The sequence below is a fragment of the Caballeronia mineralivorans PML1(12) genome, from assembly GCF_001028175.1.
Lineage (GTDB): Bacteria > Pseudomonadota > Gammaproteobacteria > Burkholderiales > Burkholderiaceae > Caballeronia > Caballeronia mineralivorans.
On sequence record NZ_AEJF01000223.1, the window covers coordinates 1 to 16491 of the forward strand.

The window sequence follows — 16491 nt, forward strand, 5'->3', positions numbered from 1 at the left end:
TCGCCTGCACCGCGCTGCTCGCCGGCACGATGTAGCCGATGCCTTCCAGAAACGCGCGGTACGCCTTCAAATCGCGCACCGGTCCCGGATTCTTTCGATGCCACTGGTCCAGTTCCGTCTGCAGCCGATCACGCTCGGCGAGCAGTGCGCAGTTCTTCGGCGCGAGGTCGTGGACCAGTTGGCTGAAACCGTTCCAGAATGCAACGCTGTCGACGCCAGTCCCGGGGAGGGCCTCTTCGTCAACAAATTTTCTGAGAACAGCCGCGACCCGCAGCCCGTTTCGCTCGATCATTTCACCCATCACATACTCCAACAATTCCAAGTGTTAATTAATCAGCCGTTGAGGCTGTTTGCGGCGATCCTGGCCACTTGTGAATCCTGATCCGGCTTTACGCCTGACACACCGACCGCGCCGACGACTTGCCCGTCGACTACGATGGGTACGCCGCCTTCCAGCGTCGCGACCAGCGGTGCGCTGAGAAACGCGGTTCGGCCGCCGTTGATCATGTCTTCGTATTGTTTCGATTCGCGCCGGCCGAGCGCTGCAGTACGCGCTTTCTCGGGCGCGATATACGCGCCTATCGGGGCGCAGCCATCAAGGCGGAGCAGGGCGAGCGGATGGCCCCCGTCGTCGACAACGGCGATCGTGACCGCCCATTGATTTTTCTCGGCTTCCGCGCGCGCGGCTTCGAGGATTCGCGTAGCTTCTACAACGGTCAATACGGATTTGCTTTGCATATCAGCGGTTATCAAGTCTGTGTGTTGAGGTGTTTCCACCGACGCATGCCGGTGGTCAAAATAAAATTCGCCGCGGCCCCATTCATCCGCCCAGGGCGCCCTGCGTATTCACATGCACTGCATAGATGGACTGCGACGACGCCATGAACAGCCGGTTACGTGCACGTCCGCCAAAACACAGATTCGCGCAGCGCTCCGGCAGCGCGATCCGGCCGATCATCTTTCCTTGTGGCGAAATCACCATGACGCCATCGAGTTCGTCGTTGCCCATGCCCCAGCCGCACCACAAATTGCCGTCGACATCCGCACGCATTCCGTCGATTGTCCCGGCCCCCGCGTCGTAGAACACCCGGCCTCGACCGATTCCGCGACCGTCCGGATCCATTTCATAAACATGAATCATCCGGTTCGGCACGCCGCGCGACTCGATGATATACAGCAGCTTCTCATCGGGTGAAAAGCACAAGCCGTTCGGCCCCTTTAACTCGCGCGTTACGACTGACGCTTGGCCCGTCGCACCATCTATCCGATACACCGAGTGCGGTAATTCCTGCTCCGCCTTATTGCCTTCGTAATGCCCTTGAATGCCCATCGGTGGATCAGTGAACCAGATCGAGTCGTCCGATTTCACTACGAGGTCGTTCGGGGAATTCAGCGGCTTGCCCTCGAAGGAGTCGAGGAGGACCGTCATGCTGCCGTCGTACTCGGTGCGCGTGACGCGGCGGCCATGCTCGCACGTGACAAGGCGCCCCTGCCGGTCGCGGGTGTTGCCGTTGGCGTAGTTGGAGGGCTTGCGGAACACGCTGACCACGCCCGTTTCCTCCTCCCATTTCAGCATCCGGTTGTTCGGGATATCGCTCCAAAGCAGGTATCGACCGTCGCCGAACCATACCGGACCTTCCGTCCAGCGGTAGCCGGTAGCCAGCCGTTCGACGGCTGAAAAAGCCACCCGGTATTTGTCGAAGGAAGGGTCCAGCGAAATCACGCGAGGATCGGGATATCGCTCAGCTTGTTGCCACATCTCTATCTCCAGTTTTCAGTTCCGGCGGTTCCGCCATCCGGCGGCATGACCGCTAGTATAGCGACAAATGAGTAAGCGCTTTCTCTTGAAATCACGACTGAACTCCCCTAAGATGCTTGAAATTTATGAGGTTCTGTCAACGGTTCGTCGGTGGAAATGGTCGTGTAAGAAAGCGGTTACTCAGATGCAGCCATTTTTGCGTGCACGTCCGACCGCTCGGCGAAGGTTTTTTGAAAAGGCAATGCTTGATGATCGAGATGTCCAGCAAGACCGTAACCGGGCCGGTTATCCGGTTGCATCCCGCTGATAACGTGGTGATTGCACGCATCGACGTGGCAATCGGCACCCCGGTTCCTTCGGAGGATTTTGTCTGCCGCAGCCAGGTGACAGCGGGATACAAGATTGCGGCGAGACCGATCGGAAAGGGGGAGCCAATCCGCAAGTACAACGTGGTGATCGGATTCGCCGCGACGGATATCGTGCCAGGAACGATGGTGCACAGTCATAACGTCGAGTTTCGCGAGTTTGACCGCGACTACGCATTTGGCGCGGAGTACCAGCCCGTCGAGATGGTGCCCGAGGCCGAGCGCGCCACCTTCCAGGGAATCGTGCGGGACAACGGCGAAGTCGCCACGCGCAACTACATTGGCGTGTTGTCGACGGTCAATTGTTCCGCCACGGTGGTGCACAAGATCGCAGAGTGGTTCACGCCTGAACGGCTGGCGGACTACCCGAATGTGGACGGCGTGGTCGCATTCAGTCACTCGATTGGATGCGGCATGGAGATGAGCGGCGAGCCGATGGTCCTGTTGCGCCGGACCATGGCAGGTTACGCACGCCATCCCAATCTCGCCGCGGCGCTGATCGTCGGGCTGGGATGTGAGCGCAATCAATTGGCAGGACTGATGGATCAGGAAGACCTGAAGGTTGATTCCCGGCTGCACACTTTCATCATGCAGGAGAGCGGCGGCACTCGTCGGACCATCGAGGCCGGCGTGGCCGCGGTGCAGGCGCTGCTGCCTGAGGCTAATCGTGTGAAGCGCACGACGGTTTCTGCGAGTCACCTGAAAATCGGCCTGCAATGTGGTGGATCCGACGGCTTTTCGTCGATCACGGCGAATCCTTCGCTCGGCGCGGCGATGGATCTGCTGGTACGTCATGGCGGCACGGCAATCCTCTCCGAGACGCCTGAAATTTACGGCGTTGAACATACGCTGACGCGGCGTGCGGTCAGTCGCGAGGTAGGCGAAAAACTGGTCGAGCGGATCCGTTGGTGGAAAGACGAGTATTCGGTCGGCCGAGACGTCCAGATCAACGGTCAGGTCAGCCCTGGCAACCAGGTGGGTGGACTGGCGAACATCTTCGAAAAGTCGATCGGATCTTCCATGAAGGGCGGTACTGGCCCGCTGATGGAGGTGTATCGATACGCCGAGCCGGTGAGGAAACACGGACTCGTTTTCATGGACACGCCGGGCTTCGACCCGGTCTCGGCGACGGGTCAGATTGCCGGCGGTGCGAACCTGATCGCCTTCACCACCGGGCGCGGTTCAATGTTCGGCGCCAAGCCCGTGCCATCGCTCAAGCTCGCCACCAACACGCCGATGTACAACCGCCTCACTGAAGACATGGATCTGAACTGCGGTGGGATCCTGGACGGCGTGGCGTCGATCGAAAGCGTGGGCCAGGCAATCTTCGAGGCCCTCCTTGCAGCCGCGTCGGGCGAGCAGACAAAGAGTGAAATGCTCGGGCTCGGCGATCACGAATTCGTACCGTGGCAGATCGGCATCATGAGTTGAGTCGGCGCGACCCAGCGCATCGCAGGGCGAACGGTCATTTACACAATAAGTAAAGCTGCCGCCCGGCAACCAGTCAAAACAGAATAGAGGAGACAACCCTTGAGTACTCAGACCCCGGCCATACGAATACCTGACAGCGCGGCAAGCAACTCGATCTATTCGCGAGTTACCTGGCGCTTTATGCCCTTGCTGTTCGTTTGTTACGTCGTGGCCTATCTGGATCGGGTCAATGTGGGCTTCGCCAAGCTCCAGATGCTCAGCGACCTGAACTTCAGCGAGGCGATGTATGGCTTCGGTGCCGGGATCTTTTTCATCGGCTATTTCTTTTTTGAGGTGCCCAGCAACTTGCTGCTGCACCGGCTCGGCGCGCGCCGATGGATAGCCAGGATCATGCTCACGTGGGCTGTCCTCTCGGCCGCGACCGCATGGGTCAGCACGCCCGCGACGTTCTACGTACTGCGCTTCTTTCTCGGCGTGGCCGAAGCGGGTTTCTTTCCGGGGCTCGTGCTATATCTCACCTACTGGTTTCCAGCGCATCGGCGCGGCAAGATGGTCGCTTTTCTGATGGCGGGCAATCCCGTTGCGGGCATTGTCGGCGGCCCGATATCGGGCTTCATCATGCAGCGCCTGGCGGGCAACGCAGGGCTTGCCGGCTGGCAGTGGCTGTTCATTCTGGAAGCCGCTCCCGCGCTGGTTCTGGCGGTCATCATTTTCTGGTTCCTCGACGATCGGGTGAAGGACGCCAAGTGGCTGCCGGTACAGGAGCGCGAATTCATCGCGTCGGAAATTGAAGCGGAAGGGCGTACCAAGAGCCACGGTTCCGTGCGCGAGGTGTTCACGTCGCTCAAAGTCTGGATCTTGTGCGCGATCCTGTTCGGTATCGTGATGGGCTCCTATGCAGTGGGCTTCTGGCAGCCGACGATCATCAAGGGATCAGGAATTACCGACGCCTTTACGATTGGCCTGCTCACCGTGGTGCCTTATCTCGCTGCCCTGATTTCAATGATCCTGGTTGGCCGCCATGCGGACCGCAAACGCGAACGCCGCTGGCACGTCGTCATACCGCAATGCGTGGCGGCGGCGGGCTTCGTGATCTGTGCCTATGCGGGCAACAACACCTATATCGCGCTGCTGGGTCTGACCCTCGCGGCTTCGGGCGTGATTACCGCCTTACCGATGTTCTGGGCCTTGCCGACCTCGTTTCTCGGTGGCACCGGTGCCGCAGCGGGCATTGCATTGATCAACTCGACAGGCAATCTTGCGGGATTCGTAAGCCCAGCGCTGGTTGGATGGTTGAAGACGATCACGCATTCACTGGATTCAAGTCTGTTCCTGATTGCGGGATCGTTACTCGTATCCGCCTGTCTTATCTTGACGCAGCTTCCTGCGAAGCTTGTCAATAAGTAATACGTTCATGCCGCTCGTCAGAAGCGTCAGATTAAAAATTTGTAATCCTTAATTATTATTACGGAATAGAGACAACATGAAGACCGGCAAGTATCGCTATGTCGTCGCCTTGCTGCTGTTTATTGCGGGCGCGATCAATTACATGGACCGGGCGGCGCTTGGAGTGGTCGCGCCCATCCTCAACAAGGAGTTGAGCCTTTCTCCGTCGCAACTCGGGATCGTGTTCAGCAGTTTCTTCTTCGGCTATTCCATCTTCGCGTTTGTCGGCGGGCAACTTGCTGACAAGTACGGACCTCGTCGGGTTTTCTCCTGGGCAATGGGCAGCTGGTCCATCCTCTGCGGGCTCACCGCGGCCGTGACCGGATTCGGCACGCTGCTGATTGCGCGGGCACTTTTCGGCTTCGGCGAAGGTCCGATGAATTCGACGACCAACCGGACCATCACCAACTGGTTTCCCCGGCACGAAACCGCGACCATGGTCGGATTTACGTTTTCGGGCCAGACGGTAGGCAGCGCGATCGCCGGGCCGGTGGTCGGACTGATTGCCATTGCTTATGGCTGGCGCACGTCGTTTGTGATCATCGCGGCGCTCGGGCTGGTGTGGATCGTCGCCTGGCGCATCTTCGCGACCGACAAGCCCGCTGAAAACGCGCGGGTCGGCGCGGCCGAACGCGATATGGTCGAAGCGAGCCGCGGCGCGGCGCACCCGGCGGAAGGGGGTGACGAGACCACGCCGCTACGCGGCTATCTGTTTCGTCCGAGCACGCTCGCGCTCGGCGTTGGCCTCTTCGCGGTGAACTACACCTTGTTCGTGTTCATCTCATGGATGCCGAGCTATTTCACCAACGCGCTGCATCTGGACTTGAAGCAGATGAGTATCCTGAGCGCGGTGCCATGGGCATGCGGCGGGATTGGATATTTCGGCGGGGGTCTGCTCGCCGACGCTTACTTCAAGCGCGTGAACAACAAGTTGCTGGCGCGCAAGGTCTCGGCTACCGTGCCGCTCGCGCTGTCGGGTCTCGCTCTGCTGGGCGTCAGCATGGTCTCGTCCGTCACGCCCGCGGTGATACTTGTCGCGTGTGCCGTGATGTTCCTGACGGCTTCGTCGCAGGCATGCTGGGCCGTCATGCACGAGCTTGTGCCTGGCAGGCATCTTGGCGGCGTGAGCGGCTTTGTTCACCTGATGAGCAACATCTCGGGCATCGTCGGGCCGACCATGATGGGACTTGCGGTCCAGTACCTCGGTGGTTACAGCAGCGGCTTCGTGCTCGGCGCAGTGATCGATCTGATTGGTGTGCTGGCCATGCTGCTGGTCATCGGCCGGCGTACGGCGGATAAGGCAACCGAGGCGCCTTCCACCGCCGCGTAAACCGTCCGGCCCGTTTCGGCGGCTATCAGAGTGCCTTTCTGTTCGGATGACTGATCGATTTTTCCGGTGTGCGCACCACCGCTCAATCGTCCCCATGGGCATGGTTACCTTTTTTAGAGTAGGTGTATCGCTATGAAACAAGCCATAGTTGAAGCTGAGCAAGCCGATTATCAGACAGGTTCACGGATCGTTTCGGTGGAAGCGCGCACCATTCGCGTGCCACTCGACCGCCACACTGCGTTCGCGACGCGGCTCGTCACTGCCCGCGACTACACGGTTGTGCGCGTCACCACCGCCGATGACCGGCACGGCATCGGATTTTGCTACAGCGGCAGCCGCGCCGGCATGCTGGTCACCTACGCCGTGCGCGAGCTGTTTACACCGCTTTTGCGCGGGAGATCCGCCCTCGATGTGGAAGGCTTGTGGCGCGCGATGTACGAGGAGTCGCTGCTGCAAGGGCGCGCCGGATCGGTCATGCGGGCGCTGTCTATCGTCGACATCGCGTTGTGGGACAGGAACGCGCGTGCCGCCGGTTTGCCGTTAAGCCGCTATCTCGGCGGCACGTCGAGCGAAACCGTGCCGGCGTATGCCAGCGGCGGATACTACATCGAAGGGAAAACGCCTGAGCATCTCGGCGAGGAGATGGCGGGCTATGTAGCACTTGGATTCCGTGCTGTGAAGATGAAAGTCGGGCGCCTTGATCCGCGCGCTGAGCAAGCGCGAATCAGGGCGGCACGAGAGGCGATCGGCGACGACGTGCTGCTGATGCTCGATGCCAACAACGCCTGGTCCGATGTTCCGACCGCGCTGGAATACATGCGCCGGTACGAGCCGTTCAACCCTTATTGGATAGAGGAGCCTTTCAGTCCGGACGACATTGAGAGTCACGCGCAACTGAGCCGGCGTACGCCGGTGACGGTTGCGACCGGCGAGATTGAAGCGGGGCGCTGGCGCCATCAGGAACTGCTCGACAAACATGCGGCGATGATTCTGCAGTCGGACGCGGCAGTGTGCGGCGGGATCAGCGAATGGCGACGGATTGCGGCGTCGGCCGCAGCCGTTGGCGTGACGATGTGCCCGCACTGGTTTCATGATCTGCACGTGCATCTGGTGGCGTCGACGTCCAATGCGCGCTATGTCGAATTTTTCCCTGACGACCAGGTGTTGAATTTCCGTCGCCTGGTGGATACGCAACTGGAGTTCGCTGACGGCAGGCTGACGGTGCCGACCCGTCCCGGCTTGGGCTTCGATTTGGACGAAGCTGCGCTGAACGAATACGCGCTGGACGACTGGGCCTGAGAGCTGAGCCTGAGAGACGACGCAAGCGATACCGCCGGTTGTGCACGCAACCGGCGGCGGGTGTTTGGCTTGTGCGCCTCTACTTCGCTGACGCGGCTATCTTCGCAGTTGCCTCGATACCCGGCATCGAGAAGCCGATCCCGAGCAGCGCGGTGGCCAACGCGTCGCATTGCGCCTTTGTCAGGTTAACAAGAGGAGGGCGGACGACGCCCCAGTCCGGATCATTCGAATAGATGCCGATCGCGGCCTTGAGCGCAGGGATCATCGGAAACTTGGCGAACACTGCGCGCGTGGCATCGAGCGTTGTCTGGCGGGCATCGGCGTCAGCCGACTGCCAGTGACGGTACAAGTCCACGATAGCTGCCGGATTGACATTCCCGGTTGCCGTGATACAGCCAACGCCGCCCGCGCGCAAGGTGGCCAGCAGGAAGGTTTCGCTGCCGGCGAAAACATCGAAGCCCTGTGGCTGGAAGCGATCGAGCATGGCCTGAGTGTTGCTCCAGTCGCCTGAACTGTCCTTCACGCCGGCGATGACACCCGGGAACGCCGCGAGCAGCCGTTCGATCAGCGCAAGACTGAGCGGCACCTGGGACACGGGCGGGATGTGATACAGATAAATGCGCAGCGCATCCGATCCCACCCGCTCGATGACTTGCGCATAACTGCGGAACAAGCCTTCGTCGCTGACGCCCTTGTAATAGAACGGCGGCAGCATCAGCACATGGTTGACGCTCAGCGACAGCGCGTGGCGTGTCAATTCCACGGTGTCCGTGAGTGCCGAGCAGCCCGTACCCGGCATCAGGCGAGCGACCGGAATTTGCGCGCCGACCAGCGTTTCGAGCAGCTTCTTTTTCTCGCTGACCCCCAGCGAATTCGCTTCCGAATTGGTGCCGAACACGGCCAGTCCGACATCCTGTTCGATGAGCCATCGGCAATGACGCACATAGCGGTCGTAATCGGGGAGAAGATCTTTTGTGAACGGCGTTACCACCGGCGAGAAGACGCCGCGGGGCCGATTGACAGAAGTCATCGCGTGTTCCTTTTCGTTGAAGTGAGGGTGTTTCGCACCAGTCAGCCAGCGAGACGTCCGAGGGACGGGCGGGCTTCGAGCGCTTCGGGATTGACACAGGTGGAGGAGAGGTTGTCGTCGAGCGCGCCGATGAGATTGCGCGCAGCACGCATGGCCATGTTCTCGCGCGTCTGCCGCGTAGCGGATCCGATATGCGGCACCGCTACCACGTTAGGTAATTGCAGCAGCGGCGAGTCGTGCGGCAAGGGCTCGCGTTCGAACACATCGAGACCAGCGCCGAGAATGCGGCGTTCACGCACATGCTCGATTAGCGCTGCCTCGTCGACGACCTGTCCACGGGAACAGTTGATGAGAATGGCGGACGGCTTCATGGCACCGAGCTCGGCGTTCCCGATAAGACGCTCGGTGGCGTAAGAAAGCGGGACGAGCACGCAGACGAAGTCGGCGCTCGACAGCAGATCGCGGAGCGGCCGCCATTGCGCGCCATAACGCTGCTCGGCTTCGCGATTGCGAGAGCGATTGGAATAGATGACGTCCATGCTGAAACCGAGGGTAGCGCGCTTCGCGACCGCACTGCCGATGCGCCCAAGCCCCACGATTCCAAGCGTTTTGTGATGCACGTCGACACCAAATTGCGCCTCGCCGACAGAGCGGGTCCATTGACCGCGCCGGGTCCAGTCGGCGAGCTCGGAAATGCGGCGCGCGGTGGCGAGGATGAGACTGAAGACGAGGTCGGCGGTGGTTTCGGTGACTTCGTCCGGCGTATTGGTGAGCAAGATGCCGCGGCGTGAGAGCTCGGGGACATCGAAGGCGTCGAAGCCTGCCGAGATGGTGGACGCGGCCTCGAGCAAGGGCGCCGCATCGAGGAGATCAGGGCTTATCTTGAGATTGTTACCGATGATTCCGTGAGCCGAGGCGAGCGCGTGCCGAAATGGCGCGAGGTCGCCGGAAGAAATGTCGACCACGTCGACGGAGCAGTGCTGGCTAAGAAGGTCCAGTACGGCAGGAGGCAACGGACGATAGGCGACGACACGCTTCATGAAGACCTCGGGACAATGCTGTGTAAAGAAAGTTGAAAGGCGGTAGATGACAGACGAAAAGTACCGCTTGCAGAGGCACTATAGATATCGTTAAGATTGTCGTCAAGATTATCAATAATTTCATCGAATATTTTAGGAGTAGCTATGGATGAGAAGAAAAGCGGCTTGGGGCAGGGCCTGACGAACTACGGCGACGAGGGTTTCTCGCTGTTCTTGCGCAAGGCGTTCATCAAAGGCGCGGGCTATACGGACGACGCCCTGTCGCGCCCGATCGTGGCGATAGCGAACACGGGCAGTGCCTATAATCCGTGCCACGGGAACGCACCGCAGTTGATTGAAGCGGTGAAGCGCGGCGTGATGCTGGCCGGCGGCTTGCCGGTCGAATTTCCGACGATCTCGATCGCTGAAAGCTTTTCGCATCCGACCAGCATGTACCTGCGCAACCTGATGTCGATGGACACGGAGGAGATGATCCGGGCCCAGCCCATGGATGCAGTGGTGCTGATCGGCGGCTGCGACAAGACCGTCCCGGCCCAGCTGATGGGCGCGGCTGCGGCGGGCGTTCCCGCTATTCAACTGGTTACGGGTGCGATGCTCACGGGCTCGCATCGGGGCGAACGGGTCGGAGCATGCACGGACTGCCGTCGCTTCTGGGCGAGTTTTCGTGGCGACCAGATTGACGAGGCCGAGATCGAGGCCGTCAACAACCAGCTCGTCGCAACGGTTGGGACCTGCTCGGTGATGGGAACGGCAAGCACGATGGCCTGCATTGCGGAAGCGTTGGGGATCATGTTGCCGGGCGGCGCGTCGGCGCCTGCCGTGACGGCCGATCGGATTCGCATAGCCGAGCGCACCGGCGCGCAGGCCGTGGCGATGATCGGGCGGGACCTGAGTCCCGCGACCATCCTGACGCCGAAAGCGATCGAAAACGCGTTGCGGGTGCTGCTCGCGATCGGCGGTTCGACCAACGGCATCATTCACCTTACCGCGATTGCCGGCCGGCTCGGCATTCGCATCGACCTCGCGCGGCTCGATCAAATGGCGCGCGAAACGCCGGTACTGGTCGATTTGAAACCGTCAGGACAGCACTACATGGAGGACCTGCATCGTGCCGGCGGTTTGACCACGGTCATGCGCGAGCTTAAAGGTTTGCTGCATCTGGACGCCCTTACCGTGACCGGCCGTACGCTTGGCGAAGAGCTGGACGCCGCGCCTGCGAGCTTTCCGCAATCCGTAGTCCGCCCGTTTGACAGCCCGATATTTCCGCAAGGCGGTATTGCGGTGTTGCGTGGCAATCTCGCGCCCGGTGGCGCGATCATCAAGCAGTCAGCGGCGAGCGCCAGCCTGATGGAGCATGAAGGCCGGGCCGTCGTCTTCGAGGACGCGGAGGATCTGGCTCGCCGTATCGACGATCCGGAACTGGACGTGGAAGCGAACGACGTACTCGTGCTCAAGCGGATCGGCCCCGTCGGTGCACCCGGGATGCCGGAAGCGGGCTACATTCCGATCCCGCGCAAGCTCGGCCGCCTGGGCGTCAAGGACATGGTGCGCATTTCGGATGGCCGCATGAGCGGTACGGCGTCCGGTACGGTGGTCCTGCACGTGACGCCTGAAGCGGCGATCGGCGGTCCGCTCGCGATCGTTCAAACCGGCGACCGGATTCGCCTGAGCGTGGCAGAACGGTCGATCGAACTTGCCCTCAGCGACGAGGAAATTGCAGTGCGTCTCGCCGCATTGCCCGCGCGCGAGGTGGATCCTGACGAGCGGGGTTATCGCAAGCTTTTCCTGACCACGATCACTCAGGCCGACGAGGGCTGCGACTTTGACTTTCTGAAAGCGACCCGCACCACTGCGACCGTTCCGGGCGATGGAAACAAGGTTTAACGGTCACATTTTCGTATAGGCTCGCGACTTAGATCATTTTGCGGACCCTTTTATGAGCAACGCTGCCAAGCCCAAACGCTCCGATGCACCCGCCGAGAAGACGGTCGAGCGCGACCGCAATATCGACGAGACGATGCGCAGCGTCTCCGACGAACTCGAGGAGCAGATCGTCCTTGGCGTTCTGCATCCGCGCGAACGGCTCGTGGAAGACGATTTGTGCGAGCGCTTCAACCTGAAACGCCACGTCGCGCGGCAGGTGCTGGCGGAGGTGGAGCGGCGCGGCCTGGTGGAGCGCCGCAAGAATGTAGGCGCGCTGGTCAAGTCGTATACACCGCGGGAGGTCACTGAGCTGTATGCGTTACGTGAGCTCCTTGAAGCCGACGCGGCGAGGCGCATCGTTTTTCCGGTCAGTAGCGAGGCGCTCGAGGCGTTGACGGCAATTCAGGCTGAGCACGACGAAGCTGCTGATGCTGGCGATCTGCGACGCGTGTTCCGCGCGAACATGGCGTTCCACCATGCGTTCTTTGCATTGTCGGAAAGCCAGGTCCTGACTGAGGCGATTCAAGAGTATGAACGCCGCACGCATGCCATCCGCTCGGTATCGATCGTGTTTCCTCAGTACCTGGAAAAGGCTCGAGCCGAGCATCACCAGATGATCGAGGCGCTTCGGACCGGCGACCGGGAATCGTTGATCAGGTTATGCCGGGAGCACCTGGTGCCATCGCGCGATGCGTATCTTGAAGCGCACCACCGCCGCTCGGTTGGCTACGCCGCACAGAAAAACCAAACCGACTAACCGCATTTACCTGAATCACAGGGAGGGTAGTAATGACTCGAGTACTGATTACCGGCGCGGCCGGTCACATTGGACGCGTGCTCCGTGCCGGTTTCCAGGGCCACTATGCTTTGCGCCTCGCCGACATCGCGCCGCAGGCCGAGGCACGGGCAGGCGAGGAGATCGTGACCGCGGACATCACGCGGCTGGCGGATCTTGTGCCGATCATGGAAGGTGTCGACGTCGTCGTGCATCTGGCCGGGATTCCCGACGAGGATCGCTGGGAGCGCATCCGCGATATGAACATTGAAGGCTGCTACAACGTGTTCGAAGCCGCGCGGCAAGCGGGGGTCAAACGCGTGGTGTTTGCGAGTTCCAACCATGCCGTGGGTTTTCATCGTCGCGACCGGATGATCGATAACACGGTCGAGCCGCGCCCGGATAGCCGCTACGGTGTCTCCAAGGTGTTCGGCGAGGCGCTTGGCCGGATGTACGCCGACAAGCACGGCATGTCGGTCGCGTGCATCCGGATCGGCTCGTTTCGCCCCGACGACCAGCCGAGCGCACCGCGGCATCTTTTCACCTGGATCAGCCATCGCGACATGGTGCAGGTGACGCGCCGCTGTATCGACTATCCGGATTTTCACTTCGCGCTCGTGTATGGCGTATCCAATAACGGGCGTAACCGGTGGGACAACGCCAACGTGCGCTATCTCGGGTTTGCGCCGGAAGACGATGCTGAACTGCACGCGGCCGAGATCGTGGCAGCGGGAAAGGTGGAAGATGCACGCGAAGCGCTGTTTCATGGCGGTTTCGGCTGCCTGGTCGAATTCGACGGCGATCCGCTCCGGATCGATTGAGCGTGGCGGTCCATCGTCGGGAGGAGTGCGTCGCGTTATAGTATGCGGTCGTGAAGACATCCTTCATGACCCTACGACGAGAAACAGGTGGACGTTGAACACAGAATTAAAAAAGAGAGCGCCGCGCCGCAAGTCCAATGCGGTTTCCGTGATGGACGTAGCGCGTGCTGCCGGAGTATCCACGGCGACCGTATCGCGCGTCTTGAACGGCAACGGCACGGTCGCTCCGGCATTGCAGGACCGGGTACGCGAGATCGCGCAAAATCTTGGCTATACACCCCATGCCGCCGCGCGCGCGCTCGCCTCCCAGCGCTCGAAGACGATCGGCGCGGTGATCCCTTCGCTTGAGAACCAGAACTTTGCACTCGGCGTGTTTGCGCTTCAAAAACGTATCGGTGAAGCGGGTTATACGCTGCTGCTGGCGTGTTCGTACTACGACCAGGAGGACGAACTCAAACAAGTCCGCGCGCTGATCGCCGATGGCATCGCCGGGCTGATGCTGGTGGGGCGCAGTCATTCTCCAGCACTCTACGAACTGCTCGAGAAGGAGCGGATACCACTGGTGAACGGCTGGACCGTCGATCAACATCATCCGTATGTAGGCTTCGACAACGTCGCGGTCGGGCGGCGGATCGCAGAATATCTGCTCGATCTCGGGCACGTGCATTTCGGCATGATCACGCAGATGACCCAGTACAGCGATCGCGCGGCCGATCGCATCATGGGCGTGCGCACGGCGTTACGCGCACGCGGGCTCGAGTTGCGTCACGAGCACCTGATCGAAATGCCGCACAAGATCATAGAAGGCCAGATGGCAATGCGCGCGCTGATGCAGGGTCCGGTCCGGCCGACTGCCGTGATCTGTGGTACGGATCTGCTTGCCGTGGGGGCACTTGCCGAAGCGCACGAGGCTGGCATCGACGTTCCGGGCGAACTGTCGATTGCCGGTATCAACGATATCGAATTTTCGAGCTTTACCACGCCACCACTGACCACCATGCGTCTGGCCGCCGATGAGATCGGCACACGAAGCGCCGAGTACCTGCTCGCGCATATAGAAGGACGGCCGGTCAGTTCTCAGAACATCGTGCCCACCGACCTGATCGTGCGTGGCACGACGGGCCGTCCTCCCGGCCAGGGTTAAGCCGGACTCGCGATTATTTGGCGAACAGCGATGCCATGTTGGCGAACGCCTTGAACTCCACGGCATTACCCGACGGATCGAGGAAGAACATGGTCGCCTGTTCGCGTCGCCGACGCCTCATTGCGGGCGCCGTACCGATGATCCGATGCTGTGAGCGCCAAGGTTGGAAATGGAGTTTGCTGTATCTCGCTCGTAGTCGTGCGCAGGCTGCGTCCTGCGAAGTACTGCTGGCGTTCGGTGCGGATCGCGTTCGCGTTCACTTTGATGACGAAGCGGGACACCTGTTCGACTTCTCTGACCCATCGTTCTCCGTGGAGCCGGGTGTACCGATCTATTGCTGCGGCCCGGCCCCGGTCATGAGAGCGGTGGGGGATTTTTCGTCGAACCATCCGGACAATCTCGCGTATTTCGAGTGGTTTTCGCCACCGGTTGAGGCCGGGACAGATGAGGTCAGCACGGGGTTTGACGTCAAGCTGCAACGTAGCGGGCAGATCGTGCATGTGTCCGAAGGCAAGACGATCCTCGAGGTGCTCGAAGAGCACGGATACGAGCTATCCTGCTCATGCCGCGAGGGCATGTGCCGCACCTGCGAAACCAGCGTGATTGAAGGCACACCGGATCACCGTGACTACGTGCTCTCGAAGGCCGAGCGGGAAGCGGGTCGAACCATGATGATATGCGTGTCGCGAGCCAGAAGCTCCATGCTCGTGCTCGACGTTTAACGTTGCTGCTGAAGGGACCTCTTGATGGAATTTGACTACGACCTGTTTGTGATCGGTGCAGGCTCTGGTGGTGTGCGGCTGAGTCGCACGGCGACCTCATACGGTGCTCGGGTTGCAATCGCGGAAGACAGTCGCGTGGGCGGGACCTGTGTGATGCGCGGCTGTATTCCGAAGAAGTTACTGGTCTATGCGTCGCACTTTCCGCACGAAGTAGAGGACGCGGCAGGCTATGGATGGTCTTACGCGCCTGGCACCTTTTCGTGGTCAACGCTGATCGAGGGAAAGAACCGGGAGATCGCGCGGCTGAACGCAGTCTGTATTACCTTGCTCGGGAAATCCGGCGTACGACTGTACAACGGCCGTGCGACTGTCGTGGACGCGCACACCGTCGAGGTGCTGGGGCAGCAGGTTAGCGCGCGTCATATTGCAATCGCCACGGGCGCCCGGCCAATGCTACCTGCGATTCCGGGTATCGAACATGCGATAAGTTCCGATGAGGCGCTCGACCTGGTACATCTACCTAAGAATATTGCGATCGTAGGGGGAGGTTACATCGCGGTCGATGTTTGCCGGAATTTTCGACGCACTGGGCGTGCAAGTCGATCTGTGGCATCGTGGAACACAGATTCTGCGCGGCTGCGATGAAGATGTGCGCAACGCGCTGGCAAGCGCCATGAAAGAACAGGGAGTATCGATTCGGACCGAGACCGGCGTGCTCGGGTTGGAGAAACACGGGGACGGCACGGTCGAGCTGCTGCTCGAGGGCGGCTCGCATGGGCGATATGACGCCGTCCTCTATGCTACGGGCCGGATGCCGAATAGCGGTCGTCTTGGACTTGAACAAGCGGGCGTGAAGCTTGGAAGCAATGGCGCCATTGAAGTGGATGGGTATTCGGCAACGAGCGTTCCCTCGATTCACGCGATCGGTGACGTAACCGCACGGCCGCAATTGACGCCAGTAGCCACGCGCGATGGAGTGCTCCTTGCGGCGACACTGTTTGGCGATGTGCCGCGCGTTGTCGATCACATGTATGTTCCGTCGGCCGTCTTCAGTAACCCGGAAGTAGCGACGGTCGGTCTCACTGAGGATCAGGCACGTGCTCAATATGGCTCGATCGATGTTTTCAGGACGTCGTTCAAAGCGCTGCGCCACTCACTGTCAGGCCGTAACGAAATCACCTTAATGAAGCTTGTTGTGACGCGGGGCAGTCGGAGGGTGGTAGGCGCACACATGGTTGGGCGCGACGCGGCGGAGGTCATGCAGGGGATCGCTATTGCAGTCAAGGCAGGAGTGACCAAGGACCAGTTCGATGAGACGATCGGAATTTATCCGACCGCTGCGGAAGAATTCGTGACGATGCGTGAATCGGTGCTCTCGCCGGACTGAGTGATGTCACTGATCTACA

15 protein-coding genes and 2 pseudogenes are annotated in these 16491 nt (G+C 60.6%); 11 read left to right on the forward strand and 6 right to left on the reverse strand.

The window, feature by feature from the left end; translation table 11 throughout:
- The 3 genes and pseudogenes from EOS_RS36395 to EOS_RS36405 form a co-directional block, all read right to left on the reverse strand.
- Positions 1-301: pseudogene (locus EOS_RS36395) on the reverse strand (malate synthase G); the annotation flags it as partial.
- Positions 302-333: 32 nt separating this feature from the next.
- Positions 334-738 carry a heme-binding protein gene (locus tag EOS_RS36400; protein ID WP_047897071.1) on the reverse strand — a complete coding sequence of 135 codons (405 nt, stop codon included), beginning with the start codon at positions 736-738 and terminating at the stop codon, positions 334-336.
- Positions 739-820: 82 nt separating this feature from the next.
- Positions 821-1759: an SMP-30/gluconolactonase/LRE family protein gene (locus tag EOS_RS36405; protein ID WP_047897072.1), complete on the reverse strand. Its 939-nt coding sequence runs from the start codon at positions 1757-1759 to the stop codon at positions 821-823.
- 248 nt (positions 1760-2007) lie between these two features.
- On the opposite strand from EOS_RS36405, the gene EOS_RS36410 reads away from it, so the two are divergent.
- From EOS_RS36410 to EOS_RS36425, 4 genes are all read left to right on the forward strand, one after another.
- Positions 2008-3555, forward strand: coding sequence for a UxaA family hydrolase (locus tag EOS_RS36410; RefSeq protein WP_047897073.1), 1548 nt, complete (start codon positions 2008-2010; stop codon positions 3553-3555).
- A gap of 99 nt (positions 3556-3654) precedes the next feature.
- A complete protein-coding gene (locus EOS_RS36415) occupies positions 3655-4962 on the forward strand; it encodes an MFS transporter (protein ID WP_047897074.1) in 1308 nt (435 codons plus the stop codon).
- 76 nt (positions 4963-5038) lie between these two features.
- A complete protein-coding gene (locus EOS_RS36420) occupies positions 5039-6331 on the forward strand; it encodes an MFS transporter (protein ID WP_047897075.1) in 1293 nt (430 codons plus the stop codon).
- Between the two features lie 132 nt (positions 6332-6463).
- On the forward strand, positions 6464-7630 hold the full coding sequence (locus tag EOS_RS36425; protein WP_047897076.1) for a mandelate racemase/muconate lactonizing enzyme family protein: 1167 nt from the start codon (positions 6464-6466) through the stop codon (positions 7628-7630).
- A 79-nt stretch (positions 7631-7709) separates the two neighbouring features.
- Here the strand turns inward: EOS_RS36425 and EOS_RS36430 are convergent, their stop codons facing one another.
- Positions 7710-8660, reverse strand: a complete 951-nt coding sequence (locus EOS_RS36430; RefSeq protein ID WP_047897077.1) for a dihydrodipicolinate synthase family protein — start codon at positions 8658-8660, stop codon at positions 7710-7712.
- A gap of 41 nt (positions 8661-8701) precedes the next feature.
- A complete protein-coding gene (locus EOS_RS36435; RefSeq protein ID WP_047897078.1) occupies positions 8702-9700 on the reverse strand; it encodes a 2-hydroxyacid dehydrogenase in 999 nt (332 codons plus the stop codon).
- A 144-nt stretch (positions 9701-9844) separates the two neighbouring features.
- Here EOS_RS36435 and EOS_RS36440 point away from each other — a divergent pair, with 144 nt between their 5' ends.
- The 4 genes from EOS_RS36440 to EOS_RS36455 all read left to right on the forward strand — a co-directional run bounded on the left by EOS_RS36440 (position 9845) and on the right by EOS_RS36455 (position 14363).
- Positions 9845-11584, forward strand: coding sequence for an IlvD/Edd family dehydratase (locus tag EOS_RS36440; protein WP_047897079.1), 1740 nt, complete (start codon positions 9845-9847; stop codon positions 11582-11584).
- A gap of 52 nt (positions 11585-11636) precedes the next feature.
- Positions 11637-12380 (forward strand): GntR family transcriptional regulator, encoded by a 744-nt coding sequence (locus tag EOS_RS36445; protein WP_082163654.1) that lies wholly within the window; start codon positions 11637-11639, stop codon positions 12378-12380.
- Between the two features lie 32 nt (positions 12381-12412).
- Positions 12413-13219 (forward strand): NAD-dependent epimerase/dehydratase family protein, encoded by an 807-nt coding sequence (locus EOS_RS36450; protein ID WP_047897080.1) that lies wholly within the window; start codon positions 12413-12415, stop codon positions 13217-13219.
- Between the two features lie 151 nt (positions 13220-13370).
- Positions 13371-14363 carry a LacI family DNA-binding transcriptional regulator gene (locus tag EOS_RS36455; protein ID WP_053064171.1) on the forward strand — a complete coding sequence of 331 codons (993 nt, stop codon included), beginning with the start codon at positions 13371-13373 and terminating at the stop codon, positions 14361-14363.
- 13 nt (positions 14364-14376) lie between these two features.
- Here the strand turns inward: EOS_RS36455 and EOS_RS45830 are convergent.
- Positions 14377-14466: pseudogene (locus EOS_RS45830) on the reverse strand (VOC family protein); the annotation flags it as partial.
- 73 nt (positions 14467-14539) lie between these two features.
- Between EOS_RS45830 and EOS_RS46690 the strand changes: the two are divergent.
- Genes EOS_RS46690 through EOS_RS48840 form a run of 3 tightly spaced genes read left to right on the forward strand, consistent with a single transcriptional unit; the run spans position 14540 to position 16472 of the window.
- The gene (locus EOS_RS46690; protein WP_053064172.1) at positions 14540-15085 is read left to right on the forward strand and encodes a flavin reductase family protein; all 546 of its coding nucleotides are present in this window, start codon (positions 14540-14542) and stop codon (positions 15083-15085) included.
- A 24-nt stretch (positions 15086-15109) separates the two neighbouring features.
- Entirely contained in the window at positions 15110-15730 is a 621-nt protein-coding gene (locus tag EOS_RS48835) for an FAD-dependent oxidoreductase (RefSeq protein ID WP_268760388.1), read from the forward strand.
- On the forward strand, positions 15648-16472 hold the full coding sequence (locus tag EOS_RS48840) for an FAD-dependent oxidoreductase (RefSeq protein WP_268760389.1): 825 nt from the start codon (positions 15648-15650) through the stop codon (positions 16470-16472). The genes EOS_RS48835 and EOS_RS48840 overlap by 83 nt, the downstream gene beginning before the upstream one ends.
- Positions 16473-16491: the final 19 nt, after the last annotated feature.

Bases quoted from the DNA above. Each gene is read 5' to 3' on its own strand.
- EOS_RS36400 (WP_047897071.1), bottom strand. From the start codon at position 738: ATGCAAAGCAAATCCGTATTGACCGTTGTAGAAGCTACGCGAATCCTC.
- EOS_RS36405 (WP_047897072.1), bottom strand. From the start codon at position 1,759: ATGTGGCAACAAGCTGAGCGATATCCCGATCCTCGCGTGATTTCGCTG.
- EOS_RS36410 (WP_047897073.1), top strand. From the start codon at position 2,008: ATGATCGAGATGTCCAGCAAGACCGTAACCGGGCCGGTTATCCGGTTG.
- EOS_RS36420 (WP_047897075.1), top strand. From the start codon at position 5,039: ATGAAGACCGGCAAGTATCGCTATGTCGTCGCCTTGCTGCTGTTTATT.
- EOS_RS36425 (WP_047897076.1), top strand. From the start codon at position 6,464: ATGAAACAAGCCATAGTTGAAGCTGAGCAAGCCGATTATCAGACAGGT.
- EOS_RS36430 (WP_047897077.1), bottom strand. From the start codon at position 8,660: ATGACTTCTGTCAATCGGCCCCGCGGCGTCTTCTCGCCGGTGGTAACG.
- EOS_RS36435 (WP_047897078.1), bottom strand. From the start codon at position 9,700: ATGAAGCGTGTCGTCGCCTATCGTCCGTTGCCTCCTGCCGTACTGGAC.
- EOS_RS36440 (WP_047897079.1), top strand. From the start codon at position 9,845: ATGGATGAGAAGAAAAGCGGCTTGGGGCAGGGCCTGACGAACTACGGC.
- EOS_RS36445 (WP_082163654.1), top strand. From the start codon at position 11,637: ATGAGCAACGCTGCCAAGCCCAAACGCTCCGATGCACCCGCCGAGAAG.
- EOS_RS36450 (WP_047897080.1), top strand. From the start codon at position 12,413: ATGACTCGAGTACTGATTACCGGCGCGGCCGGTCACATTGGACGCGTG.
- EOS_RS36455 (WP_053064171.1), top strand. From the start codon at position 13,371: ATGGACGTAGCGCGTGCTGCCGGAGTATCCACGGCGACCGTATCGCGC.
- EOS_RS48835 (WP_268760388.1), top strand. From the start codon at position 15,110: ATGGAATTTGACTACGACCTGTTTGTGATCGGTGCAGGCTCTGGTGGT.
- EOS_RS48840 (WP_268760389.1), top strand. From the start codon at position 15,648: ATGTTTGCCGGAATTTTCGACGCACTGGGCGTGCAAGTCGATCTGTGG.